This window comes from Enterococcus sp. E4-223, from assembly GCF_035727065.1.
In the GTDB taxonomy this organism is placed as follows: domain Bacteria; phylum Bacillota; class Bacilli; order Lactobacillales; family Enterococcaceae; genus Enterococcus_B; species Enterococcus_B faecium.
Genome location: NZ_JAPMLH010000007.1, coordinates 100,624 through 125,755, shown reverse-complemented (window position 1 = coordinate 125,755; position 25,132 = coordinate 100,624). Strand labels below are relative to the sequence as shown.

The following is a 25,132-nucleotide window of genomic DNA, read 5'->3' as shown; positions in this document are numbered from 1 at the left end:
GGTAAAAACTTACTAAATTCTAATCAATTACTTTGGCCAAAAAGTAATTTTTCTTACCTTTTCGAATAACCACAAACTTACCATCGAATTCATCGGATGGATTTATGACAAAATTTAAATCGGTAACGCGGTCACCGTTAATACTTATAGCTCCGTTTGAAACATCTTCACGTGCTTGACGTTTAGATGGTTCAATTTTTGTGGAAACAAGCAGTTCCACGATATTTTCAGGTGTGCTTGAAATTTCAACGTTCGGCATTTTACCGAATCCTTGCGCGATTTCTTCCGCATTTAGTTCTTTAATATTTCCAGAGAACAATGCTTGCGTTATTTTTTGCGCTTCTTTCAAGTCTTCTTCACTATGCACAAATCTTGTAACTTCTTCTGCCAAACGGCGTTGTGCTTCACGTTTCTCAGGTTCTGTCTCTACTTTTTTCGCTAAGTCTTCGATTTCTTCTTGAGACAAGAAAGTAAAGAATTTCAAGTATTTCACTACATCGCGATCATCTTGATTCAACCAGAATTGGTAGAACTCAAATGGTGAAGTTTTCTTCGGATCAAGCCAAACGGCACCGCCTGCAGTTTTTCCGAATTTCGTTCCATCAGCCTTCAGCATCAATGGGATCGTTAAACCGAACGCTTCTGCTTCTGGTCCTTCTAATTTTCGGATTAGGTCTAATCCAGCTGTGATATTTCCCCATTGGTCTGCTCCACCGATTTGCAATTGCACATCGTATGTTTTATGCAGATGCAAAAAGTCGATAGATTGCAGGATTTGGTAAGTAAACTCTGTAAATGAGATTCCTACTTCCAAACGGCTGGCAACGATATCTTTTGCTAACATCGTGTTGATGTTGAAGTTTTTACCGTAGTCTCTCAAAAATTCAAGTAAAGAGATTTTTGACAACCAGTCGTAGTTGTTCACAAATGTGATATTTGCATCTTTACCAAACAATTTTCTCATTTGATTGGAAAGTGCGTCCACGTTATGTTGCACTTGTTCCATCGTTTGCAACACACGTTCTGTTTTGCGGCCGCTTGGGTCGCCGATCGTTCCTGTTCCGCCGCCAATCAGAATATATGGATGATGGCCTGCCAATTGGAATCTTTTCATCATCATAAATGGAATCAAATGTCCGATATGCATCGAATCACCAGTTGGATCAACGCCGCAATAAAGTGAAATGCTCTTTTCTTCAACGAGCTCGCGAAGTCTTTCTTCGTTTGTTTGCTGATTAATGGCGTCGCGCCAAGTTAATTCATCAATAATATTCATTTTACTGACCTCCGTGTAGTTTTTTTATGAAAGCAGGAACCTGCTAGCATGTGTAATTAAGTATTTCTTCAGGATAGGATAGGAAATAAAAAAAGTCCCTTGGCATATAAGCCAAGGGACGAAATCTCGCGGTACCACCCAATTTGTATGTCTAGATATCCAACATACCTCTCGAACATTTAACGCTGTCGCGTGGCAATCACTGCCAAAGACTCCTGAAATGTAATTCGCTTTAAAGCATGTACTGGTTTGCAGCGACCACCAGCTTTCTGAAACATTGGCTTTAACAACTACTTCGTTTCGATCTTCGTCTTGTTATTATTAATATGTGTCTATCATAGAGCGCAACTTTTTCTTTGTCAACAGAAAAAGGATATTTTTTTTAAATTCCTCATTTTTTCTTTTTTGAATCCGCTCTAATTCCGAACATTTTATTTTCAATTATTGTTAAAAGAAATAACTTTTTCTGTATTTTTTCTGCAATTTATCGAGAAGTCACTTTACTTTGCCTCTTATTCTTTCTTCGTTACAATAAGGAATGGGACAAGTAAAAAATGAAAAAGCAAGGGACGAGGTATATGGAAAAAAAGCAAAAAATTATTTTAGGAGCCACTTCTGCTTTAACTATCGTTATTTTAATTCTAAGTTTGTTTTTTGTCATCCGATCATCTACAAAAAAAGAACCAATCATTCCTGAAAAAAAAATAACAGAAAAAGCAAAAGAACCGACAGATGATAAGCAACAACTAGTTACTCAAGCAAAAAATCTGGCTCAAAGCTACGATTATGACCAAGCGATTGCGTTATTGGAAAAAGATAGTAAGAACGGATCTACTGAAACACAACAGCTTCTTCAAACACTAAAAAAGGAGAAAGAACAACTGATCGACTGGTCTGATCCTACTCAGATCTCTCATGTTTTTTTCCATAGCTTGATCGTGGACCCGCAAAAAGCCTTCCACTCTCAACAGGCACAAGGATACAAAGATTATATGGTGACTGTTGAAGAATTCAACCGTTCGATCGAACAACTTTATCAAAATGATTTTGTTTTAGTTAATTTGAATGATTTGATCCAAAAAGACGAACAAGGAAATCTTTCCTTTAACGGGCTTGCGCTACCTGAAGGAAAAAAACCATTGGTTCTTTCACAAGATGATGTCAGCTATTATGAATATATGGATAATTCCGGTTTTCCTAGCCGATTGGTCGTATCAAATAACAATGAAATCAAAAATGTCTATAAAGAGAAAGATAAAGAAGAAATCGGTGACTTTGACATGGTTCCTCTGATCGATGCCTTTGTCAAGAAACATCCTGATTTTTCTTATCGAGGCGCAAAAGGTACCTTGGCCCTGACAGGTTACAACGGAGTTTTAGGTTATCGAACATCAAAATCTCAATATGGAGACAATGAAAAAACAAAAAAAGAGATTAAAGAAGCTAAAAAAGTGGCGGAACAGTTGAAGAAAGACGGCTGGAGCTTTGCTTCCCATACATGGGGTCACTTGAATATGACTCAAGCTTCACTAGAAGATGTAAAAAAAGACAATGAATTGTGGCAGCAAGAAGTTGCACCTATCCTAGGAAAAACAAATATTCTGATTTATCCATTTGGTGCAGACATCAGCGACTGGCAGCCTTATTCAGCAGAAAATCAAAAATTTGCTTACTTGAAGAGTCAAGGTTTCGATATTTTCTGTAATGTCGATGCTTCTACACCAGCTTGGGGACAATTAGGTACCGATTTCTATCGAAATGCTCGGATCAATATCGATGGCATTCGTTTTCAATCTGATTTAGACGGAAAAAATCCTATTCTTGATCCATTCATCAATGTCCATGATGTCTATGACAAAGAAGCACGCGAATCTGCTTGATTTTACGTCATTTATGAACCAAAAAAGCCGAACTGACATTTTATCGTCAGTTTCGGCTTTTTTATGCTTTATTTCTTCTTCGGTGCGATTCCCTTGATCAGGACTTCTGTCCATTCTGCTGTATATGGAAGCAGTTTTGCGTATATCTCCGGCTTAGAAATTCCTTCTACCATTGCTTGAAAATAGAGGATCAAGAACTCATCCGAATATTTCAAATCCACTTTTCCTTCTTTCCGCCCTCGATGGAAAAGATCAAGCATGATACTGAAACTTTCTTGCGTATACGCATCCATCGCGTCAGAAAATTCTTTTTTTTCTTTTTTTGTATAGTATGTCATCAAATCGATATAAAATTGTTTGTTTACTCGATTGAGATAACGGATTTTGTTTTCACTCATGGCAATCAGTGTTTCTTCAAATGGAAGATTTTCCGCAATCAACGCTTTCGCTTCTTGCCCTAAATCATTCATAAATGCAAAAAATACTTCATAAATCAGCCCTTCCTTGCTACCAAAATATTTAAAAATCGTCGCTTTACTTACCTGAGCGTTCTCAGCTACCTTATCCATTGTCACTCCAGCGGTTCCTATGTCTGTGTTCATCAAGTCAAAAGCTGCTTGTAAAATCTCTTTCTTTTTCTCTTGTGCTCTCTTTTCAAAACCGTTCATTTGTAGAGCCTCCCGTAATTTTAAACTTTTATAATATATATAGTTCAAATTTATTCTGAGGTTTATTATAACTATCTATTGAGAAAGTATCAAGCTAGCAATTCCTTGTTTATGAATTCATTGACAGAAATTTATAAAAAGAATATTATGTACTAAAATAATAAGAAAAGTTTTATAAAAAGGTATAAAACCATTTTATTAAACTATTTAATCTTGTTTAGTATATATTTTTAGAAAAAGGAGTGGGGTTTTTATGGCAGAAATCGTCAAAGTCACACATTTGAAAAAGAGCTTTGGTCGTTTCGAAGCTTTAAAAGATGTCTCTTTCACCGTACATTCAGGTGAAGTCGTTGGATTTATCGGACCAAATGGTTCTGGAAAATCCACGACGATTCGGACACTTTTAGGGATTATAAAAAAAGACGGCGGAACGGCAACGATTTTTGGGCAAGATGTATGGGAAGATAGTTTATCTATCCATGAACGTCTTTCTTATGTTCCAGGCGATATCTCTTTGTGGGGAAATTTGACTGGAGGAGCGATCATCGATCTCTTCATGAAGCTTCATGGAAAAGGGAATGCTCAAAAAAAGATGAACTGATTCAACGTTTCTCTCTTGATCCTAAGAAAAAAGCAAAAAACTATTCAAAAGGAAATCGCCAAAAAGTGGGCTTGATTGCTGCTTTGGCTGTTGATTCGGATCTCTATTTATTTGATGAGCCTACTTCTGGTTTAGATCCTTTGATGGAAACGATTTTCCAAGAAGAAGTTGAAAAATTGAAAGAACAGGGCAAATCCATCCTACTTTCTTCTCATATTCTCAGTGAAGTCGAGCGACTAGCGGATAAAGTCGTGATCATACGCGAAGGAACAGTCGTAGAAGAAGGAACACTCGATGAATTGCGTCATTTGACTCGTTCGACCATCACTATAGAAACAGAAGCAGAGAATAGTCACTTAGCACAATTGAACGGTGTCCATGACTTTGTGCAAAAAGGTCACCTCGCTCAATTTGCTGCTGATAACGAAGCTTTCGATGTGATTTTAGCTGAAGCGTCCAAATTAGGTGTGAAAAAATTTGAATCTATTCCACCGACTCTTGAGGATTTATTCATGAGACATTATGAAGGATGAGGAGGAAGCGAAATGACTGATAAATTTTCACGCTGGTCCACCCTTTTTTCTCAAAACCTTAGCCGTGACTGGAAAAAGATACTGATATGGCTAGTCGGTGTCACTGCTTTTTCTGGTGGTTTTGTCCCTGCGTTTGAAGAATTGACTTCCGGACAAGGATTAGCTGGATTATACGAAACCTTGCAAAACCCGGCAATGATTGCAATGGTCGGACCAACTCCAGCTTCGAATGCTGCTGAGTATACTTTAGGAGCGATGTATGCAAATGAAATGTTGCTTTTTTGCAGTTTGTTTGCTGCTGTGATCTCTGTTTTACACGTGGTGAGCCAAACGAGAAAAAAAGAAGAACTTGGTCTGATTGAACTTATTCGTTCCTTTCGAGTCGGACGTCAAGCAAACTCTTTAGCTGTCATCGCTGAAAGTATTCTGATCAATTTGCTTTTAGCAATATCGATCAGCTGTACGATGATTTTTTTCCAAGCAGATTCGATCACTGCAGAAGGTGCTTGGCTTTTTGGGCTATCTGTAGGTAGTATGGGGATTTTGGGGAGTGCCGTTGCACTGTTTGCTGCACAACTGATGCCAAGTTCAGCCAGTTCGAATGGTCTGTCTTTAGCGTTTTTAGGTGGACTTTACCTTCTACGAGCAATAACAGATGTAGCTGATTCCTCCCTTTCGATGTGGAATCCTTTAGGCTGGTCTTATTTGACCTATCCATTTACAACTAACAACTGGATTCCTTTGCTTTATTTGTTTTTGTTCAGTCTAATCTTGATAATCAGTTCATTTGTTTTAGAGGAACATCGAGATTTGAACACCGGCTATATCCCCGAACGTGAAGGAAAACCGTATGCTAAACGTTCTCTTTTATCCTTGCGTGGTTTATTATTCTATCTAAATAAAGGGATGACAATCAGTTGGCTTATCACTTTTGGTTTGATGGGGGCGGCATACGGCTCTATCTACGGGAATATGCAACAGTTTTTAGAAAGTAACGACTTAATGAAACAGATGTTTATCCAATCTGGCGTCTCAATTGAAAAAAACTTTACAAGCACGATCATGGTCGTCTTGATTTGTCTAGCTGCTATTTTACCAATTGCTAGCATCAATCGTTTATTTACAGAAGAAACCCACGGACGTATGAATCAGCTGTTCGCAACAAAAATTTCTAGGAACCAACTTTATTGGACCAATATGTTACTAGCTATTCTATTTGCTATATTGGCAATCCTGATTAGTTCTGGTGCACTAGGGCTTTCTGCTTTGGCTTCGATGAAGGATGCGAAAGACATGGATCTATTGATGTTTCTTAAAGCCGGGTTCAATTTCCTGCCTGCCGTTTTAGTGTTTATCGGAATTAGTGGCTTTCTATTCGGATGGCTTCCTCGAATGGGTAAACTTGCTTATATCTACTTAGCTTACTCCTTTGCACTCAATTACTTTGGCGGAATTTTGGATTTACCAGAATGGTTTTCCAAAACAGCTGTCCCTAGCTGGGTTCCACGGATGCCAAACGATTCTTTTGATCTTTCCGTGTTCCTTATGTTATCATGTATCAGCCTTGCACTGTTCGTTCTTGGTTCTATTGGTTATAGGCGAAGAGACTTACTAGAAGGATAATAAAAAAGCATGTACAATTTCATGCTAGCCTCCAAATCTGGGTCAAAAATCCAACATTTGGAGGTCATTTTTTTATTTACAAGTCTTCTAACTGCTCTTTATCAATGATCCAGACTTCTCGATTCTTTCTTTTTACATAACCATTCTCCTCTAATAATTTAAATTTTCTAGATAAAGTTTCGGGGGTCGTACCGATAAATGCAGCAAGTTCTTTCATTTTCATTGGCAGGAAAAAGTGATCCTTCCCTGTCGCTTTAGCTAAGTCAAGCAGATAGACAGCGACTCGTTCTTCTACTTTTTCCATCATCAAAAAAGTTGTCTGCTGCTGTACTTTTGTTAATTTCTCAACGTTGATTGCTAAAAGTTTCAGACTAAGGGCGGGATAATGCAGTAAGAGTTCCGAGAAATCTTTTTGTCTCAATATGCAAATTTCCGTTTTTTCTAGTGCTTCGCCAAATAAAGACTCATTTGGAACGCCTAGCAACTGGCTCTCTCCCTCATATCCGCCCGGCTCTATTACTCGTAAAAGCTGTTCCTTTCCGCTAGCAGATAATTGATACACTTTCATACTGCCGGAGGCCACGATCACTAATTGAGGTTCTCCATTCGGCGCAAGAATCTGTTCTCCTTTTTCCACATAGTGATGTTTGACAAGTGCGTGTACTTTTTCTTGATCTTGCTGTACTAAGTGATTGAACAAAGGAACAAATGAAACACATAAATGATCATGACTCATAATCTCTCCTCCTTCTAAACAGCTATTTCTAATAAAGGAACATGGCTTGCCTTATTCCAACTGATAATTTTCTTTTATCATAGCATAAACGTCAAGCAAACCAGATACCAGCAAATAGAGTGGATTTCTTTTTGTCACTTGCTTTATTTTCCTTCTTTTGAGACCTTAAGTAATTGATTCCTATCAATTTTTTAAATATTTACTTTTTGAATAATCAAAAACAAACCTTCACTCGCAAGCCGAGAGTAAGGTTTGTTTTTCGCATTGCTTATTTCGTGTTGTCTATTGAAATTTTTCCGCACCTAGCTTTTGATATAGTGGTGCTAGTTCTTGTAAGGTTTCAGCGGTTATTTGCTCAACGTGTTCGATTTCTTGCGGATAGAAGAATAGTTTACCCATTTGAAAGGTTCGGTCTCTCATCGCTTTTTTCAACTCTTCTTGTTTCTTTGTATCGGACAAATAGTCAGACAAAGCTAAGTGGTCGTCAAGTTCATATTCTGGTTGCGGCCATATGTAATAATCCTTGATATCGACTGTTTTGCTCCACTCTTTCAGTATCGCAAGCAACTGGTTATACGCTGCAATGCTACCATATCGTTCTTCGCTTTTATAATGTTGGTACATCAAATAGATTTGGTATTGTTTTTGATTCAACAAAACTGCTAGACAGGCATTCTCGTCTTGACGAGATTCGCTTCGGTACGCGCTCCAAAAATGACTGCGTAAATTCCAGCCATTCGTCCAGCTTTCGATTTTAGGTTTGCTCATGCCGTACATATCAGGCAAAAGTGCAGCTGTCTGGAGCTGGATCTCTTTCCATTTTTGCCAGTGTTCTTTATATTCTTTCTTGATTTGTTCGATCTTATCTGTTGGATGGCTCTCTTTGAGCTGTTTGAATGCGTAGATTGGTCGATCAAACAACTGATAATCTGATTTTCCAAGTTCCATTGTTTCGCCTCTTTCCGTTATCTTTTGTATTCTACCTGAATTTTGCGATATGGACAAATAGAGGTTGTGAAAAAGCTGTTCTGTATCAAGTCATAAGAACAGCCAAACAAAAAACTGCGATGAGCATCACCGCAGTTTTATTGAACTTAAGGTTGATTGATCACATCTAAAAGCGTTGAAAATAAAATGGCACTAGAAGCAGCTCCTGGGTCGATATGTCCGATTGCACGCTCTCCTAGATAGGAAGCTCGTCCTTTTTTAGCTACCAAGTCTTTGGTGTGTTCTTTTGCCTGGTCAATGATTTCTTTTGTTAAATTCCCTGCTTTCAACGCCTCTGTAACTGGTAGCCAAACATCTAACATCGTTTTATCGTCAGCTTCTGCCTTTCCTCGGCTTTGAATACCCGCTGTTCCCTGCTCGATCACTTCTCCTAATTTTTCTTGAGAATCAATAGAATCGACCTCTTTTGTCGCTTTCATCATGTTCATGAATGCAGATCCGTATAACGGACCAGAAGCCCCACCAACTTTCGATATCATCGCCATAGAGAATACTTTGAATGTATCACTAATTGTTTCAGGATGATCGGCTTGAAAAGCTTCTTCATAAGCTGAAACCCCTCTTCCCATGTTATTTCCATGGTCTCCATCGCCAATCGGGGTATCTAGATCACTGAGATATTGTTTGTTCTGATTGATTGCCTCTGCAAATTGCGTGAGCCATTCTTGGATTTCTTGAACGGTTAGTTTCATATTATCACCCTTTTATCTTGAGATTTTTTACCATGAAATCGTCTGTACATTGCTTTCTAAAGAATCTTTCCATTGTGTCTCCGTCAAGTCGATCAGTGTTAGAGAAAGACCTTGCATGTCTAGTGAAGTCATGAAATTACCGACTTTTCGGAAAACTACATTGACGCCTCTTTCTTCCAACAAAGCTAAAACATCATTCATGAATACGAACTGTTCCATCAAAGGCGTCCCACCCATTCCGTTGACTAGTACACCTGCTTCTTTTGGCAAATTCGAGTAATCATCTAAAATCTTAGTAACAAGTTCCTTTGCCAGTACTTTAGAAGGCTGCATCTTTTCTCGACGATAGCCTGGCTCACCGTGGATACCAACACCATACTCGATCTCATCTTCTCCTAGTTCGAATCCTGGTTTCCCTACTTCTGGTACAGTTGCTGCTCGAAGCGCTAGACCGATCGTCTTAGTTGCCTGTACGACCTTTTCTCCCAGTTCTTTCAACTCAGCTAGGGAAGCACCGTTTCTTGCTGCATCGCCCACGATTTTGTGTACAAGGACAGTACCTGCAACTCCGCGTTTTCCAGCAGTATACGTACTATTTTCAACGGCGATATCATCATCTACGATCACACTTTCTACTTCAATATCGTCCATAGCAGCTAGTTCCTTTGCCATATCGAAGTTCAATGCATCCCCTGTATAATTCTTAACGATCAGTAAAACTCCTTTTCCACTATCCGCTTCCTTGATAGCCGTTTGAATCTGATCTGGAGTTGGAGAAGTAAACACATCACCAAGCACCGCTGCACTTAACATTCCTTCCCCTACAAACCCGGCATGGGATGGTTCATGTCCGCTTCCTCCACCAGAAACCAAACCAACTTGTTCCGCTTTCTGATTCTTGGCTACAACACGGGAAGATTCTACACGATGAACAAGTTCTGGATAGCTTTTTACTAATCCTTCCAGCATTTCTTCGACAATATTGCTTGGATCATTCATGATTTTTTTCAATTTATTCCCATCCTTTCTTTCCGGCATTTTGTGCTTCTGTTAAGATTTGCTGAGTATCATCCGTTATACCGGCAGTGATGGCTGCTGCAAAAGCTCCTTCCACTAAAGGCGCATCCACCAGATGATAACGTTGCTGCTGTTCTTCTTCCAACATGTCTTTTGCCAGTTCCGAATTCAATACCGCGCTGCCGATATCCGCAAAAACAAAATAACTAGCTGCATCACTTGATTCATTGACAGCTTCTACGATTTTCATCGGGTCTGATCCGATCTCGCCATTTATTCCGCCGAGAGAAAAGATCTGCACCTCTTCGGATTTTTGCATCTGCTCAATCATTTCTTTAATACCATCTGTTACTTTTTGACTATGAGAAATAAGCAAAATACTCTTTTTCACAAGAATCTTCCTTTCTTTTACATAGTTGCTAACGATTGGTTTCGCTTTCATTAATGAACAATTCAAGTATATAATAAATTCCTAATTTTGGGAAAATATGTGTTGCGCATCTTGAACTTTGTTATACTTTTATTAAAGAGAGGAGTGATCGAATGATTACAACAACCACGAATAGTGTGGAAGGAAAAACCGTAGTAGCTTATAAAGGAATCGTTTTTGGTGAAGTTATTACTGGGATCAATGTATTGAAAGATTTTGGGGCTGGTTTGCGAAACGTCTTCGGCGGCCGTTCAAAAAGTTATGAAAATGAACTAATGGGCGCAAGAGAAGAAGCCCTTGCGGAAATGGCCGAACGTGCAAAAGCATTAGGAGCTGATGCAATCATCGGCGTAAAAATGGACTACGAAGTATTAGGCAGCGACAATGGCATGCTGATGGTCACATGTAGTGGAACAGCTGTCTCCACAAGATAAGTAGGAATAGCTGTCTTAATAAATAAAAAGAGATGGGACATGTAGTGGGACCCAAGAGTTAGATTTTTCAGTCTAACTTCGAGGTTCACTACCTTCCCATTCTCTCTTTTTTATTTCTTTTTGCGAATGATTCCGTAAGCTGCTGCAACTAGCACACCTGTGCCTACGAAGGAATAATTGACAGAAGCTGTTTTTTCATTTGTTTTTGGTAAAGTCTGACTTGTTGATTCGGATGGCTCTGTCGTTTGATGAACTGTTTCTGTCGTGGTTCCAGAGGCCACTGATTTTTCTCCTGCCGAATGCAAAATATTTTTTATTCGTTGGAAACTAGCTGCTAAGTCTGCTTTTTTTGCTTCAAAATCATTAGCAACTGTTTGCGCTTCGCTGATCTTTCCATGGATCGCTTGACTGGCCGCTGTGATATCCGCTTGAGTTTGACTTAGCTTTCCAGAAGCTGTTTGAGCAACCTGATCTAATTGTTGATTGAATTCTTTTGCTTGTTGGATCTTCCCGTCAAGATCTGTTTGGACAGCTTCCGCTTTTGCTTTCGCTTCAGCAAGCTTTTTCTCAAGTTGTGCACGATCATTTCCCGCTTTATTTTTAAGATCAGCTAAATCTTGATCGATTGCTGCTTGGTCTTCTTTCAATTTGTTTTTTGCAGCCTCTAATGCTTCTTCGAGTTCTTTTCTTTTATTTTCCAAGTCTTGCAAATGATCGATTGGGTCAGAAGAGGTAGAACTATTTATTGATGTATCTTCTGAAGACGAAATCGTTTCTCCTGAATTATCTGTCGGTACATTGGAAGTCATTTCTGTTTCCGAGGCACCGTTTTCAGCACCAGAAGAGCTTATAGTTGTTGAAGGTTCTGTTTGAGCAGGTTCAGAAGTTTCCGCAAAAGCTGTCTGTCCCAATAAGAAAATACTGGAAACAGCAATTGGCCAGATTAACGGCTTCATTCTTTTTTTCATCACTTTTCCCATCCTTACTACTTTTTAACTAATTTCTTATTATAAGCAAAAATGTTTGGAAGAACCATAAACACAACAGGCTGTTTGTCTAAAAAACGGTGCATCTTTTATTTTTTTGTACGTTCCGGGCTTTTCCATGTCCCGCTTCCATAACCTAAAATCGTTTTGACTGCTGGAATGAAAGTCGTCACGATCGTTATCGCGTTCACTATCCAGAACAAAAGCATATATAGTGGTGCGAAAAGAAGGTATTTCAATTTTCTTCGTCGATCATCTACAATCAGCGAAGCTAGCAACTGGAAAAATCCTGCGACCATTTCAAAGCAGATGAACACAAAACTGAATGTAAAAGTAATATAAATCTGTTCGTAGTTTCCTTGATATACATAATGCCCGATTAATCCAGCAAAAAGAACTACGGAAATACAAAAGAATATTGACCAGACAATACTCAATGTTTGATCAATGAAGATGATCGTTCTTCCAATATGTTTAAAAGGATGGAGCATCACTTTTTTGAAATTCGTCAGCCAGACTTCTGTTCCACCTTTTGCCCAACGTTTTCTTTGTCGATATAGCATCTTCAACGTCACAGGTACTTCCATGAAAAAGATGATCCCAGGAGCAAATACAGATACCCAATCATTTAACTGATGATCCCAAGCAACACTGATGTCTTCTGTCGCTCGATCTTGTCTGAATCCGCCCACATCGATCAAGGCTTCTTTTCGATACATCGTATTTGCTCCACTGTACGCATAAAGACCACCGAAAACAGCTGACTGTGTTCGTTTGATGATACCCACGATACTTGAGAATTCAACCGTTTGAGATTTTGCAATCAATTTGGTACGATTTTGGACATCCATATTTGCAGTGACCGCAGCAATATGTCTTGCACCAGGGCGAATGAAATAATTCACATACCTAATCAGTGCATCTGGCTCCGGTACCGTGTCTGCATCATTGCTTAAAATCAATTTCCCTTTTGCAAAGGCAAGTCCGATATTAAACGCGGGGCTTTTCCTTTATTTTTTTCGATCCGAACCACACGAAGATTAGCGTATTTTTTCATCAGTCTAGCTAATATTTCTGGTGTTTGGTCCGTTGAACCATCGTCTGTCACTAATACCTCATAGTTGTGATAATTCAATTTCGTCATCAAATACTCGATTGTATCTTCGATCACAATTTCTTCATTATGGGCTGGCACCATGATCGTGATGAACGGTTCGACACTCAAGGGAACATCTACCCATTCTTTTTGCTTATGTTTGTATAAAAACACATAACACCAGACACCAATAAACCATACAAATCCGCCTAAAATCGGATAAGAAACGAGAAAAAAATACATAATAGACAAACAAGTATCTAAGAATAAATTACCTGTATGGGTGATTGAGATCATTTCAGTTCCACCCCATTTTCTTTATACAAATCTGCAATGAATGTCGTATCTAGATTTTGCTCCGCGGAGACAGAATAAAAACGGACCGTTTCTCTCTCTTCTTTTGTTCCAAAACGTTCCGTATACACTTCTTCAAGTAATTCTTGTCTTTTTTTCAATTTTTCATCTTCATATTCAAAAGATTTATTTACTTTTTTGTATAGATTTCGATTGTTCCACCTAGTCAATACAAATGAGGTAATCAGGAAACTGAAAAAAATCAATACAAAAAAGCCGATTAAGAAATACAGCATTTTCTTTTCTGATAAAAAAGCGTACAAGGAAAAATCCTTGGCTCTTTCTGGTCTCGTTAATGGGAAAAACACCCATATAAAAGGAAGAACAACGATCATCCATCCTAAAAGAGCCACTAACGTTTGCCAAATCTTTAACCAGTAATTACCTTTTGAAAAATACTTATCTTTCACCAAAATTGATGCAACTTCTTCTCTTGTTACTTTTTTCATATCCTCACCTCACGTTTTTTTGTTACGACGTAGGAGTTTACCATACATTTCATTTCTTTTCACATAAAGTGTTCCTAAATTTTTCCTAAGAAAAAGAACAAAACATTTCTCATCAGCAAATGAAAAATATTTTGTTCTTTTTATCAGTTGTTCTTTTTATTTTTTATCTCTTAATTATGTTGCTCTTTCCAATACGACAATGCTTTTCATTCCTCTAGATATCGCCGTGTACATTTGTCTGCGTCTTCTTTGCTCATCTCCATCGTTTTCAAATGGATATAAGATTACATGATCAAATTCCAGTCCTTTTGCTAGACTCAAAGGAATGATTTGGCAGTTTTCTAATCCATATGAATTTTTTTTAATCGATTCTTGTAGCGTTTGGGTTTCCTCTTCTGTTTGGGTGATAACTGCCGCTTTTTCTCCTTTTAGAGAAACCAAAATCTCAGCTAGTATTTTCAACAATTCTTCAGAGGATCGAAAAGAGCGGTATTCGGGTTCTTTTCCTTGCGGTCGGATCGATACGATGTCGATCTTCTCTTGATCCACAGCATAGGTTTTGAAAAGCTCTGTGATTGCTCCGCTAGAACGGTAACTATTTCTAAGATCATACCGATGGATCGGCAGATGGTAGTCGTCGAAACAATGCATAATATCAGCAAAAGTAGTGGAAGAATTAAAGATTGCCTGATTCTCGTCACCTACTAAAGTAAAGTGAGTTTTTGGAAATAATTCGATCAATAGACCTAATTGTGCCAGGGTATAATCTTGTACTTCATCAATCAATAGATAGCGAAATGCTGGTACATTTACCTTTTCAACAAGTAAATGACGAATAGCTAATATAATGACTGCTTCATCAACAGTACGTGTGGGTTGCCAAGCATAAGCTGAGCCATATCGTTTTTCATAAATTCTTTCAAACAACTGATGCTCCTCCACCCATGCCATTTCTTCGATTTGTCTGGTTATTTTTCGATATTTTTTTTGTAAAAGTTTCCTTGCATAAGCTGCAATACTTTGTTCCGAATCATCAGAAATCAATTTACCGAATAATTCCAACTGCCTATCTTCTGTCAACGAGAGTACCTGATTCTGCACAGCAGGACTTTTTGCTTGTTTCAAAAGATGATTCTTCCATTCGCTCATCAGTACCTTTTTCGTTGCTTGAAGCCTATCGATCAATTTAGGATGAGCAGGAACTTTCTCATATATTTTTTCGATCGTTTTTTTAGAAAGGACTGTTTTTCCATTTTTAGTAAGTCCACGGATAAAATTCGGATGATCTAAAAACAAAGGATCTGATTGTTTTAGATTATCGACAAACTTTTTGCTACGCAAACGTTCTGTCTGCTCCGATACATTTTCTCCCATGATACGTTTGAAATAAGCCTCTTCACCTTCTATTTCCTCTGCTGAAAGCTGTGAAACCAGCTGTATGATGGTTAGATTCAGTGGATTTCTTTCACCTAATGATGGTAGGACATTCGAAATATAGTCGATAAACCGATGATTAGGTGATAGAATCAGCAAGTCATCAGATGTCATCGTATCTCGATATAAATAGAGCAGATACGCAATACGCTGCATGATAGCAGAGGTTTTACCACTTCCTGCTACGCCATTTACCAAGATATTTTGACTTTTCACATCCCGAATGATTGTGTTTTGTTCCGATTGGATCGTAGCTGTGATAGCCTTCATTTCATTGGTCTCATCTTGGCCTAAGACTTCTAATAATACGTCATCTTGAATAGCTACAGACGTATCAAAAAACTTGATCAAACGATCTCTTTCCAAAATAAATTGTCGTCTTTCTTTAATAACCGTATCGATTTTATTTTGACGAACCGTATAAGAAGATGGACCAATCATGTTATTGTAAAAAAGTTCGGCAATTGGCGATCGCCAATCATAAACAAGATTCTCATCTGCATCATCTGTGAAATTTGCTGTACCAATATAAAAGGATTCTTGTGGCTCATTAACTAGAAAATCTACAACGACTTTTCCAAAGTAGGGACTTTTCAACAAACGTTCGATCTTTGCCAGCTGATTTTCTGCGTTTTTCTGTTTGATATTCATCTGATCGATTTCTCTATTTTTCATTTCAATCATCGAAAAAGTATCCAAATTATCTAAATAACTGTCAAAGTTCAATCGAAGATCGCCAGCCATTTCTTTCAGCGACTGGTTTCCTTCTATTTTTGCCGTATCCATCGATTCCCGCAGTTCGTTTCTTTTATCGATTAGCTTTTGATACACGTTCTTCAGATATGCTTCTTCTAACTGCTTTTGTGTGTTGACCATACACATTCTCCTCTTTTTTTAAAGTGGTGGAACCGATCAGTCTACCTCTTTTAAGAGTCGAATGCAAGCTTTTTAACGAGTATTATTTGTTAGGATATATCAGTTCTTCTGGTCGGACAGTTTGATATAAAGAAAATGCACCATCAAGGTTTTTTACGTGGTAGCCAGACTGCTTCAAGATTCTTTCCGCTAGATAGCTACGTAGTCCACTATGACAGCTGACGATATATTCTTGCTGGCTGTCTAATTCATCTAATCGGTCCCGAAGTTCATTCAAAGGGATATGTTTGGCTTCCTTGAATTTGCCTTTTTCCAATTCTTCTGCTGTTCGCACATCTAATAAAATTTTTCCTTTTGCTAGTTCTGTCGGCAATTCATGCCATTGTACGGTTTCACTAAGCCCTTCTGCAATGTTCATTGCTGCATATCCTAGCATATTTACTGGATCTTTGGCTGAGCCAAATGGCGGTGCATACGTCAATTCTAACTCCGGCAAATCGAAGATCGTCAAATGCCCTTTGATTGCTGTTGCTAAAATATCGATCCGTTTATCCACACCTTTTGCCCCAACACCTTGTGCACCATAAATCTCGCCAGTCTCTGGATGGAAGATCAACTTCAGTAAAATATCTGTTGCTTCTGGATAATAGCTTGCATGATCTTTTCCTGACACATGAACGACTTCAAAAGACAGCTCGTTTTCTTTGGCTGTTCTTTCACTTAATCCGGTGGATGCGGCAGTCATTCCAAACGTTCGTATAATTGCTGTTCCAATACCGCCTTGATTTCTTCGAGAAATTCCGGAAATCGTGTCCGCAACTTGTCTACCTTGACGATTGGCTGGTGAAGCAAGAGAAATAAGTGCATCTTTTCCAGTGATTTGCTGTTTTACAACGATAGCATCCCCCACCGCATAAATATCAGGAATATTCGTTTGATATCGTTCGTCTACTAGGATACCCCCGCGTATACCCAATTCGATTCCAGCAGTCACTGCTAGCTGGTTATCAGGACGAACACCAATGGATAAAATAACTAAATCAGCAGGGATGGTACGCCCATCATCCAGTCGCAATCGTTTCCCGTGGTCTTCAAATCCAGCGACAGCATGAGAAGTAATCACTTCTACTCCTTGATGAGACAATTCTTTTTCTATAAAAGCTGCCATTTCTTCATCCAGTGTCGGAAGAATATGTGGTGCTTGTTCGATCACCATGACTTCTAAACCTCTTCTTTTTAGGTTTTCTGCCATTTCCAATCCGATGAATCCAGCACCAACGATCACGGCACGCTTTGGCTGTTTTTCTAATGCATGCATCACTTTATCGATATCTGGTACATTTCTAATAGAAAAAACATTGTCGGCTTCTGTTATCCCTGGAATCGATGGAACAACTGGTTTTGCACCAGGAGATAAAACCAATGCATCGTACTGTTCAATGTGTTTTTGACCCTCATGTACGACTTCTACCGTTTTGTTTTCGGGAAAGATGGCTGTCACTTCATGATTTGGACGCACATCTAAACAAAAACGAGCGGATAATGATTCTGGCGTTTGGACAAGAAGATTTTCCCGTTCACTGATTTCTCCCGAAAGATAATAAGGCAAGCCGCAATTTGCAAAAGAAACATACGGTCCTTTTTCAAAAACAACGATTTCTGCATCTTCCATTAATCGGCGAAGCCGTGTAGCAGCAGACATTCCACCTGCTACACCTCCGACAATAACGATTTTCATCTTATTTCCCTCCTACTGTTCGATCAAACCATTGATTCATGCCACCACGTACATTCACTACATCATAACCAGATTTCTTTAATTCTTTAGCTGCTTGTTTACTCCTCATCCCTGATTGACAAATCACATAGACGGTCTTTTCTTTGTCTCCATCATATCTGTTTATACTTTGTAATGGAACATTTTTAGCTCCTTTTATATGCCCACCCCGGTATTCTGCAGGTGTTCTAACATCAAGTAACGCTGGATTTTCCAAAAGCTTTTCCTTTAATTCTGGGACTGTTATCGATTTTATTGATTGAAATAGCAAATTCATTTTCTGCACCTCATTTACATTTTTATAAATACCTCATGGGGTATATTAAACAGGAGCTTTATTAATATGTCAACCAGAATGACTCTTCATTTTTTTCACTACTTTTTATATTTGCATAAAATACCGATAAGGGGTATTATCTAATTATAAAAATAGAGGAGAATGTGTTATGGAGATTGATAATAAAAATATCCTGAACCGTTTGAAACGTACAGAGGGACAAATTCGTGGTATCCAAAAAATGATCGAAGACGAAAAAGAATGTATGGATGTCATCACTCAATTAAGCGCTGTTCGTTCTAGTATTGATCGCGTAATGGGCATGATCGTTGCAGATAATCTGAAAAATTGCTTTGAGAAACCTGATAGTAATCCAGAAGAACAAGCGGCTAAATTAGAGCAAGCGATCAAGATGATTATTAAAAAGTAAAGGAATGATTTCAATGAAAGTCGTTTTCCATATTGATGAATTAGAAAAATGGTCAGAAACAGGGAAAAACGTAAAAAACCTGATAAAAGCTTCTCCAGAAACAACGATTGTCGTATCTGTAAACGGCATTGCGATTACCGGTTATCTAGACTCTGCCAATGCAGAATTCTTAGATTTGCAAGGAGTCGTTTTTCACGCTTGCGCCAATGCTATGCGTGCTAATCATATTTCAGAAAGTTCTTTACCTGAACAAGTAATCGTTGTACCAGCAGGTGTCCTTGATTTAGTTGAACTGCAATCCCAAGGTTATGCTTATATCAAGCCTTAGTCAGTAGAGGTTGCGACAGAAGTGGTCATCTTCAAGAAATAAGAAGGAATTTACGAAAATTGCTTCTCAAATTTTTGTGAAATCTCAGCTCATTTTTCGAAGAAGCTACTTCTGGAACACCGTGAATCAGAGGTTGTGAAAAAGCTGTCCTGCATCAAGTAATAAGAACAGCCAAACAAAAATAGCTTCTCATATTTTTCGTTTGGTTGGGCTTATTACCGCAGGTGCAAGCTTTTGAACACCGTTTAAGAAAGAGGTTGTGAAATCAGCGGTTTGACCTAAGTATTAGAGAAAAAAAAGGGAAAATAGCTCCTCATATTTTGCCGTTTTTTGAGCGAATACCGAAGGTCAGCTGATTGAACACCGTTTAAGGAAGAGATTGTGAAAAAGTCGCTTAGTTTCGATTATTAAGAAAAATTTTGTGAAAATGGCTTTCTACATTTTTGCATAAATTTGGCTTAATACCGAGAAACTGGCTTTTGAACACCGTTTAAGGAAGAGGTTGTAAAATCAGCGGTTTGACCTGAGTATTAGAGAAACAAACGGAAAAATAGCTGCTCATATTTTGCCGTTTTTTGAGCTAATACCGAAGGTCAGCTGATTGAGCACCGTTTACCAAGAGGTTGTGAGCCTACCATTTAACTCCGAATCACAAGAAATAATTTCAAAAACAACTTCTCCTGTTTTTGGTTTGGTTGGCTTATTATCGAGAAGTAGCTACTGGGAGTCTATTTATCAAAAAAAGGAGTGCGACATAGGTCACACCCCTTTTTTATTTTCTTTGAAACATCTTTCGGTACTCGACAGCATACAAGACAAAAGATTGTAAAAGACCGTAAGTGATGACGGCAAAAATGACTCTCACCCACAACGTTGGTAATTCTGGGAAAAGCAGCAAAAGGATCATGCCAACATAGATGACAGCAGTCGCTACTTTGCCATACCACTTCGCTCCACTTAATTTGATATTTTTAGATAGCCCGATTAATCCAGCTACAAACATAAAGCCTTCTTTTATCAAGAATAGACCAAACAACAGCCAAAGCCACGGTCGATACCATGCCATAGACAAAATCAGAAAAAGTTGTGTCAATTTATCTGCAAACGGATCAAGCACCTTCCCTAAGTCTGTTACCTGATTATATCTCCGAGCAATGACCCCGTCTAGATAATCAGACAAACCTGAGACAACAATGACCGCTCCTGCTATATAAAATGACTGTCTCAGCACAAAATAAAGATAAATCGGCAGCAAAAAAATACGGAATATCGATAAAAGATTCGGAATCGTTTGTATTTCTTTACGCCAGTCTGTGCTTAATTTCATTTTATCGCCCCACCTCCTCAGCACTCTTTTCTTTTTATTTTAGCTTACACGGGGAATAAAACCAATGATTTCACTGTTTTTATTTTTCTTTACAGCCACTGATATTATGAGCTAATTTGAGATAATCACTTGCTGTTTTCATCGTTTACTCTTCTTTCTTCCTGTCGTTTGCGCATTTCTTTTACTAGTACTTTATGAGCTTTTTTTGATCCTCGCTCTTGGTCACGCTGCCGTTTACGTGTTTTATAATCGATAAACAGACTGTCTAAATCGTAACCTGTCGGGTACAGATCTTCTGCTGAACACACCAGACGAACACGCTGACGAGGCACGTGGATTATTTTTTTGTCTAAATATACATCAATCGTATCTTCACCTATATCTTCATAAACTAACGCTTCTTTTTGGTATTCATTGACAAATATCCGATCACCTTTTGCAAAGAGCTGGCGTTCTTTTTTATTCTCCTTCCTATTTGTAACTGCTGTCTTAGGAAGAAATTCTTTTTTCTGTGTCCGATAGGCTTTTTCCGCCAAGTAACGCTCTGCTTGATGGATCAATTTCATCGACATATCCATTTTATGAGCAATCCACAAAGCTTGGCTTTCTCCTGTTTCTCCAACCCGCAACTGATATTTAGGACGAAGTGCTTCACGATCGAAAGCCATAGCAGCCGGCACAAAATCTTCATGATCTCCGGCGAATTTCTTGATTTCTCCATAATGGGTCGTGGCAATGATCAATGCCCCCTGCTCATACATAGATTCCATGATTGCGATCGCTAGTGCAGCCCCTTCATTTGGCTCTGTTCCACTGCCAATCTCATCTAAAAGTACCAACGTATTCCTTTTTATCTTTTTCAAAATAGCAGCGATGTTTTGCATATGACCAGAAAATGTACTCAACGCATTTTCTAAATTTTGGTGGTCACCGACATCGACGAAAATCTCATCAAAGACAGCAAGCTCTGTCCCTTCTTTTGCCGGAACTTGCATACCGAACATCGCCATCAAAGTCAATAAACCGACCGTCTTCAACACGACTGTTTTGCCTCCGGCATTTGCTCCGGTGATAATCAAGCCTCGATAGTCTTTACCGATTTCAACATCCAATGGTACCGCATGCTCAGGTAAAAATGGATGTCTGCCTTGCTTGATAATGATATGTTCCGATTTATTGATTCTAGGTGTGATTCCATTGATTTCTCGGCTAAATTTTGCCCGAGCAAAGATGATATCTAACACCGTGATCGTTTCGATCAATAAATCGATCACTTCTTCGTTTTCTGCGATAGCACCAGTCAATGCCGCCAGGACTTGATATTCTTCACTGATTTCTTCAGCTTTTAACAACTGATAGTGTTCATTCAATTTAGAAATCACAGTTGGTTCAATAAAAACCGTCGTTCTTTTATTTGATTCATCGATAATCGTTCCATCTATTTTATTTTTATAGCTGGCTTTGATAGGAATCGTATAGTATTCGCCTTTTTGAACAATCATTGCTTCTTGGATCATTTCTTTGTTTTTCGGATGACGCAAGAATTTCAGTAATTTTGACTGGATTTCTTTTTCGATTAGTTGTAATTGTTTGCGTACTTTACGCAAATTACGTGACGCGTCGTCACTGACTTTATTATTTTTTATTTTCTGGTCAATCAACTCTTCTACATTTATCAAATCAGGAAGATGTTTGCTATAAGCAAACAACAAGGGTGTCTGGTATTGATTCTTATCAAAAAACTTTGTGATCATTCGACTGCTTCTAAGAAAATCTGCATATTCGATCAAATCGGTTGGCTGCAGAATCAACCCTTTTTTGACTTGTTCTGTCAGTGCATCGATCCTCGGCAACCCCATAAATGGAACATGCTGACTGCTTTCTAAGATCAAGCGTGCTTCTCTTGTTTCTTCTTGACGATCCAAGACAGTTTGTAGGTTTGTCGAGACCGTCATATCGCTGATTCGTTTTTTGCTATAGTTTCCAATCGCTCTTGCTTGAATTTCCTTTTTGATCCGATCAAATTGTAATTGACTAATCATTTCGTTGTTCATACTCTCTCCTTTTCTTGAAGAGATACCTGTCCCAAAATAAATAAGGGCCTAGAGATAAATAAAAGGATAGAACACAGCTTAAAAAAGTCATGTCCTATCCTTATTAGAATACAAAGATATTGTTTTCCTGACAGGTACCGTTTCATAAGCACACCAAATAAACTTTGTTTATTGGCTATTCGACTTACTGATTAGATACCAGCTACACTCACAAAACATACCCCATTCTTCTAGGTCTTATTTATTTTCCACTTAACTATAGCAAGACACATTTTGGTTGTCAAACTTTAGTATGTTTTATAGATTTACACCATTAATGAATAGACACCTACCGCGATAATTGCTCCGATCATTGGCCCTGCAATTGGTACCCATGAATATGCCCAATCTGAAGTACCTTTATTAGCTATTGGCAATACCGCATGAGCTAATCGAGGACCAAAGTCCCGAGCAGGGTTGATTGCATATCCTGTTGGCCCTCCTAATGAAAGACCGATTGCCAAGATTAATCCGCCTACAGCGAATACGTTCGTTCCAGGTGCAAATTCGTTTTGTCCAAAAGCTAGCAACCCAAGAACTAATACAAATGTACCAATTAATTCTGTGATCACATTTGCTGGATAATTCCGTATAGCAGGGCCTGTTGCAAACGTTCCTAAAATCGCGCTTTCATCTTTCGTTGCATTCCAATGTGGCAAATAAGAAAGCCAAACAAGAATAGCCCCTGCAAAAGCTCCTAAAACTTGTGCAATGATGAAAGGAACGACGAGATTCCAACTAATTGCCCCTGTCATCGCCATAGCTAGAGAGACTGCAGGATTCAAATGAGCTGGGCCCATGAATCCAGAAATATAGACAGCCATTGTTACAGCGAGTCCCCAACCAAATGCGATGACAATCCAGCCAGAAGCCTGTGCTTTACTTTTGTTTAAATTCACAGCCGCACACACACCATCTCCAAGCAAAACTAGGATCAGTGTCCCAATAAACTCCCCCATGATTTGAGTCATATCACTGTTCATTTATTTCTCCCCCTTTAGTTCCCGCAGATCTGATTCTGCAATCAATGCTTCTAAACGTTTAGTCTGTTGCGCCTTCTCCTCTTCTGTCCACCCAAAATACCCAGCAATTGCATCGATCACAGGTTGCTTGATCTCATCAAGCTGATCTCGTTCAAACAACAGATGATTTGTACGACGAATGAGATAATCGCCTGGGGCCAAAACCATTTCTTCTTCTAATCCATAACGTAACCGAGCTGACTCAGCGAGACTCAAACCAGGATAAGGTGCCATTTCTTTTGCTAATTCAAAGATACGTCGAGCATTAGTCCCGTAAAAATCAGCGATATAAGTAGCGTCTTCTTCCTCTAAGCCGGCTGCTACTCCTTCTTTTGCCAATTCTGTTACTGTTTCTTCTAATTTCGTTGGATCGAAATTTCCACCTGAAATCTGATATTTTTTAGAATCGATTTCTTTCGTCTCTATTCCGTATTCTTCTTTTAATAATTGGCGTATCAATCGCAAAGCTCCTTCTGCCATCTTACGGTAATCGGTGATTTTCCCGCCTGATAAAGTCAGCAAGCCATCTGGTTCTCTTTCTAAAGAACTACCTCTGGAAATCGTAGAAGGTGCTTTTTCATCACGGCTGTTTTCCAAATGGTTCAACACGTCTTCTACTTCAGCACGAGAAACTTTGTTTTCCTTATATTCACTTACTGTATCGACAACTTTATTGAAGCTCTTGTCTGAAATCGATCCATTATCTCCACCATTGTAATCAGAACCAGAATTACCAATCAACAGTGGACGAAGTCCTGCCCAGCTTGCTTCGATATCTTTCAATGTGATATTTGCTTCTGGATAGCGATGATTGATCACATCCAATAGATAATCTACATCTTCTTGTGTGACTTTCGGATCCGTAAAATCTCCTTGGTAATCCGTATCTGTCGTACCAAAGTAAGTCTTGTTTTCTCTTGGAATAGCAAAAACCATTCGCCCATCTTGCTTTCCTGTATCGAAGTATGTGGGTTGCGGTACAGGCAGTTTTTTCGCATCTACAACTAAATGGATCCCTTTAGTTGGACGCATTTTAGGAGAGACTGGACGCGTAAAATTCAAGTTTCGTACTTTATCTACCCAAGGACCACTCGTATTGATCACTAATTTTGCTTTGATTTCGATCACTTCATCTGTCAGCAAGTCACGAGCTTTGACGCCAACGATTTGATCGCCATCATATAAAAAGCCAACCGCTTTCATTTTACTTACTAGATAAGCCCCATCTTCGGCAGCCTTTTTGATATTATCAATCACTAAACGGGCATCATTGTTGCGGAAATCTAGATAGACACCCGCGCCTTTTAGCCCTTCTTTTTTCAAAAACGGTTCTCTTTCCAATACTTCTTCTGGTGTCAGCGTATAATTCTCATATTTGGTTCCTGTCACATTTGCCAGTTTGTCATAAAGGTCCATTGCTACTTTGACCGAGAACATATTGAAGGTTGTTGCTCCTTCGCCCTCATAGATTGGCAAAAGCATTGGATCTGGTTTTGGGATGTGTGGGGCAATACTTTGTACGACTGCACGTTCACCAACTGTGTCAGCTACTACTTCCACATCAAATGTCTTCAGATAACGAATACCGCCATGAACAAGTTTGGTCGAGCGAGAGGAAGTCCCTTCTGCAAAATCCTGCATTTCGATCAATCCTGTTTTGATTCCTGATGCTGCTGACTGGACTGCCACACCGGCACCAGTGATTCCGCCACCGATGATCAACAGATCCAATTCTTCTTGCTGCATTTTTTGAATGCTATCTTGTCTTGTCTTGTTTGAAAACAT

Annotated in this window: 21 protein-coding genes, 2 pseudogenes and 1 other annotated feature; of the genes and pseudogenes, 6 read left to right on the top strand and 17 right to left on the bottom strand. The window is 38.8% G+C overall.

What is annotated here, in order from left to right; genetic code table 11:
* Positions 1-19 precede the first annotated feature (19 nt).
* Complete coding sequence (tyrS, locus tag OS139_RS10585) at positions 20-1,276, bottom strand: tyrosine--tRNA ligase (RefSeq protein ID WP_002286405.1); 1,257 nt, start codon at positions 1,274-1,276, stop codon at positions 20-22.
* Positions 1,277-1,387: 111 nt separating this feature from the next.
* Positions 1,388-1,593: a binding site (T-box leader), on the bottom strand.
* A gap of 261 nt (positions 1,594-1,854) precedes the next feature.
* On the opposite strand from tyrS, the gene OS139_RS10580 reads away from it, so the two are divergent.
* The gene (locus tag OS139_RS10580) at positions 1,855-3,156 is read left to right on the top strand and encodes a polysaccharide deacetylase family protein (RefSeq protein WP_002296829.1); all 1,302 of its coding nucleotides are present in this window, start codon (positions 1,855-1,857) and stop codon (positions 3,154-3,156) included.
* Between the two features lie 68 nt (positions 3,157-3,224).
* Here OS139_RS10580 and OS139_RS10575 read toward each other — a convergent pair whose 3' ends face one another.
* The gene (locus tag OS139_RS10575; protein WP_002294634.1) at positions 3,225-3,824 is read right to left on the bottom strand and encodes a TetR/AcrR family transcriptional regulator; all 600 of its coding nucleotides are present in this window, start codon (positions 3,822-3,824) and stop codon (positions 3,225-3,227) included.
* Between the two features lie 253 nt (positions 3,825-4,077).
* Between OS139_RS10575 and OS139_RS10570 the strand changes: the two are divergent.
* Positions 4,078-4,958: pseudogene (locus OS139_RS10570) on the top strand (ABC transporter ATP-binding protein).
* A gap of 12 nt (positions 4,959-4,970) precedes the next feature.
* Entirely contained in the window at positions 4,971-6,581 is a 1,611-nt protein-coding gene (locus tag OS139_RS10565; protein ID WP_002331935.1) for an ABC transporter permease, read from the top strand.
* 76 nt (positions 6,582-6,657) lie between these two features.
* On the opposite strand, the gene OS139_RS10560 is transcribed toward OS139_RS10565, so the two are convergent.
* The 5 genes from OS139_RS10560 to dhaM form a co-directional block, all read right to left on the bottom strand.
* Positions 6,658-7,317, bottom strand: a complete 660-nt coding sequence (locus OS139_RS10560; protein WP_002289290.1) for a Crp/Fnr family transcriptional regulator — start codon at positions 7,315-7,317, stop codon at positions 6,658-6,660.
* 282 nt (positions 7,318-7,599) lie between these two features.
* Complete coding sequence (locus tag OS139_RS10555; protein WP_325066912.1) at positions 7,600-8,265, bottom strand: glucose-6-phosphate 1-dehydrogenase family protein; 666 nt, start codon at positions 8,263-8,265, stop codon at positions 7,600-7,602.
* Between the two features lie 146 nt (positions 8,266-8,411).
* Complete coding sequence (gene dhaL, locus OS139_RS10550; RefSeq protein ID WP_002307910.1) at positions 8,412-9,017, bottom strand: dihydroxyacetone kinase subunit DhaL; 606 nt, start codon at positions 9,015-9,017, stop codon at positions 8,412-8,414.
* Between the two features lie 27 nt (positions 9,018-9,044).
* Positions 9,045-10,055: a dihydroxyacetone kinase subunit DhaK gene (dhaK, locus tag OS139_RS10545; protein WP_002289294.1), complete on the bottom strand. Its 1,011-nt coding sequence runs from the start codon at positions 10,053-10,055 to the stop codon at positions 9,045-9,047.
* On the bottom strand, positions 10,030-10,425 hold the full coding sequence (gene dhaM, locus OS139_RS10540) for a dihydroxyacetone kinase phosphoryl donor subunit DhaM (protein WP_002304157.1): 396 nt from the start codon (positions 10,423-10,425) through the stop codon (positions 10,030-10,032). The genes dhaK and dhaM overlap by 26 nt, the downstream gene beginning before the upstream one ends.
* Positions 10,426-10,577: 152 nt before the next feature.
* Here dhaM and OS139_RS10535 point away from each other — a divergent pair, with 152 nt between their 5' ends.
* Complete coding sequence (locus tag OS139_RS10535) at positions 10,578-10,898, top strand: putative heavy metal-binding protein (protein WP_002292575.1); 321 nt, start codon at positions 10,578-10,580, stop codon at positions 10,896-10,898.
* A 110-nt stretch (positions 10,899-11,008) separates the two neighbouring features.
* On the opposite strand, the gene OS139_RS10530 is transcribed toward OS139_RS10535, so the two are convergent.
* From OS139_RS10530 to OS139_RS10505, 6 genes and pseudogenes are all read right to left on the bottom strand, one after another.
* Positions 11,009-11,866: an LPXTG cell wall anchor domain-containing protein gene (locus tag OS139_RS10530; RefSeq protein WP_002307908.1), complete on the bottom strand. Its 858-nt coding sequence runs from the start codon at positions 11,864-11,866 to the stop codon at positions 11,009-11,011.
* 107 nt (positions 11,867-11,973) lie between these two features.
* Positions 11,974-13,277, bottom strand: a pseudogene (locus OS139_RS10525) (glycosyltransferase family 2 protein).
* Entirely contained in the window at positions 13,274-13,783 is a 510-nt protein-coding gene (locus tag OS139_RS10520; protein WP_002307905.1) for a hypothetical protein, read from the bottom strand. Before OS139_RS10520 ends, OS139_RS10525 begins: the two are co-directional and overlap by 4 nt.
* Positions 13,784-13,957: 174 nt before the next feature.
* The gene (locus OS139_RS10515) at positions 13,958-16,093 is read right to left on the bottom strand and encodes a HelD family protein (protein ID WP_325066911.1); all 2,136 of its coding nucleotides are present in this window, start codon (positions 16,091-16,093) and stop codon (positions 13,958-13,960) included.
* Positions 16,094-16,175: 82 nt separating this feature from the next.
* Positions 16,176-17,831, bottom strand: a complete 1,656-nt coding sequence (locus tag OS139_RS10510; RefSeq protein ID WP_002331313.1) for an FAD-dependent oxidoreductase — start codon at positions 17,829-17,831, stop codon at positions 16,176-16,178.
* A gap of 1 nt (position 17,832) precedes the next feature.
* Positions 17,833-18,147 carry a rhodanese-like domain-containing protein gene (locus OS139_RS10505; RefSeq protein ID WP_002294651.1) on the bottom strand — a complete coding sequence of 105 codons (315 nt, stop codon included), beginning with the start codon at positions 18,145-18,147 and terminating at the stop codon, positions 17,833-17,835.
* 169 nt (positions 18,148-18,316) lie between these two features.
* Between OS139_RS10505 and OS139_RS10500 the strand changes: the two genes are divergently transcribed.
* Positions 18,317-18,577, top strand: coding sequence for a metal-sensitive transcriptional regulator (locus OS139_RS10500; RefSeq protein WP_002294653.1), 261 nt, complete (start codon positions 18,317-18,319; stop codon positions 18,575-18,577).
* Between the two features lie 13 nt (positions 18,578-18,590).
* Positions 18,591-18,905, top strand: coding sequence for a DsrE family protein (locus tag OS139_RS10495; protein ID WP_002321527.1), 315 nt, complete (start codon positions 18,591-18,593; stop codon positions 18,903-18,905).
* Between the two features lie 772 nt (positions 18,906-19,677).
* On the opposite strand, the gene OS139_RS10490 is transcribed toward OS139_RS10495, so the two are convergent.
* From OS139_RS10490 to glpO, 4 genes are all read right to left on the bottom strand, one after another.
* A complete protein-coding gene (locus OS139_RS10490; RefSeq protein ID WP_002294657.1) occupies positions 19,678-20,232 on the bottom strand; it encodes a CDP-alcohol phosphatidyltransferase family protein in 555 nt (184 codons plus the stop codon).
* A 125-nt stretch (positions 20,233-20,357) separates the two neighbouring features.
* Positions 20,358-22,286, bottom strand: coding sequence for an endonuclease MutS2 (locus OS139_RS10485; RefSeq protein WP_002331939.1), 1,929 nt, complete (start codon positions 22,284-22,286; stop codon positions 20,358-20,360).
* A 305-nt stretch (positions 22,287-22,591) separates the two neighbouring features.
* Positions 22,592-23,308: an MIP/aquaporin family protein gene (locus OS139_RS10480; protein ID WP_002292560.1), complete on the bottom strand. Its 717-nt coding sequence runs from the start codon at positions 23,306-23,308 to the stop codon at positions 22,592-22,594.
* A complete protein-coding gene (glpO, locus tag OS139_RS10475; RefSeq protein ID WP_002307900.1) occupies positions 23,309-25,132 on the bottom strand; it encodes a type 1 glycerol-3-phosphate oxidase in 1,824 nt (607 codons plus the stop codon).

What these genes read in the sequence shown, in the direction of transcription:
- tyrS (WP_002286405.1), bottom strand. Translation starts at nt 1,276, where the DNA reads ATGAATATTATTGATGAATTAACTTGGCGCGACGCCATTAATCAGCAA.
- OS139_RS10580 (WP_002296829.1), top strand. Translation starts at nt 1,855, where the DNA reads ATGGAAAAAAAGCAAAAAATTATTTTAGGAGCCACTTCTGCTTTAACT.
- OS139_RS10575 (WP_002294634.1), bottom strand. Translation starts at nt 3,824, where the DNA reads ATGAACGGTTTTGAAAAGAGAGCACAAGAGAAAAAGAAAGAGATTTTA.
- OS139_RS10565 (WP_002331935.1), top strand. Translation starts at nt 4,971, where the DNA reads ATGACTGATAAATTTTCACGCTGGTCCACCCTTTTTTCTCAAAACCTT.
- OS139_RS10560 (WP_002289290.1), bottom strand. Translation starts at nt 7,317, where the DNA reads ATGAGTCATGATCATTTATGTGTTTCATTTGTTCCTTTGTTCAATCAC.
- OS139_RS10555 (WP_325066912.1), bottom strand. Translation starts at nt 8,265, where the DNA reads ATGGAACTTGGAAAATCAGATTATCAGTTGTTTGATCGACCAATCTAC.
- dhaL (WP_002307910.1), bottom strand. Translation starts at nt 9,017, where the DNA reads ATGAAACTAACCGTTCAAGAAATCCAAGAATGGCTCACGCAATTTGCA.
- dhaK (WP_002289294.1), bottom strand. Translation starts at nt 10,055, where the DNA reads ATGCCGGAAAGAAAGGATGGGAATAAATTGAAAAAAATCATGAATGAT.
- OS139_RS10535 (WP_002292575.1), top strand. Translation starts at nt 10,578, where the DNA reads ATGATTACAACAACCACGAATAGTGTGGAAGGAAAAACCGTAGTAGCT.
- OS139_RS10530 (WP_002307908.1), bottom strand. Translation starts at nt 11,866, where the DNA reads ATGAAAAAAAGAATGAAGCCGTTAATCTGGCCAATTGCTGTTTCCAGT.
- OS139_RS10520 (WP_002307905.1), bottom strand. Translation starts at nt 13,783, where the DNA reads ATGAAAAAAGTAACAAGAGAAGAAGTTGCATCAATTTTGGTGAAAGAT.
- OS139_RS10515 (WP_325066911.1), bottom strand. Translation starts at nt 16,093, where the DNA reads ATGGTCAACACACAAAAGCAGTTAGAAGAAGCATATCTGAAGAACGTG.
- OS139_RS10510 (WP_002331313.1), bottom strand. Translation starts at nt 17,831, where the DNA reads ATGAAAATCGTTATTGTCGGAGGTGTAGCAGGTGGAATGTCTGCTGCT.
- OS139_RS10505 (WP_002294651.1), bottom strand. Translation starts at nt 18,147, where the DNA reads ATGAATTTGCTATTTCAATCAATAAAATCGATAACAGTCCCAGAATTA.
- OS139_RS10500 (WP_002294653.1), top strand. Translation starts at nt 18,317, where the DNA reads ATGGAGATTGATAATAAAAATATCCTGAACCGTTTGAAACGTACAGAG.
- OS139_RS10495 (WP_002321527.1), top strand. Translation starts at nt 18,591, where the DNA reads ATGAAAGTCGTTTTCCATATTGATGAATTAGAAAAATGGTCAGAAACA.
- OS139_RS10490 (WP_002294657.1), bottom strand. Translation starts at nt 20,232, where the DNA reads ATGAAATTAAGCACAGACTGGCGTAAAGAAATACAAACGATTCCGAAT.
- OS139_RS10485 (WP_002331939.1), bottom strand. Translation starts at nt 22,286, where the DNA reads ATGAACAACGAAATGATTAGTCAATTACAATTTGATCGGATCAAAAAG.
- OS139_RS10480 (WP_002292560.1), bottom strand. Translation starts at nt 23,308, where the DNA reads ATGAACAGTGATATGACTCAAATCATGGGGGAGTTTATTGGGACACTG.
- glpO (WP_002307900.1), bottom strand. Translation starts at nt 25,132, where the DNA reads ATGTTTTCAAACAAGACAAGACAAGATAGCATTCAAAAAATGCAGCAA.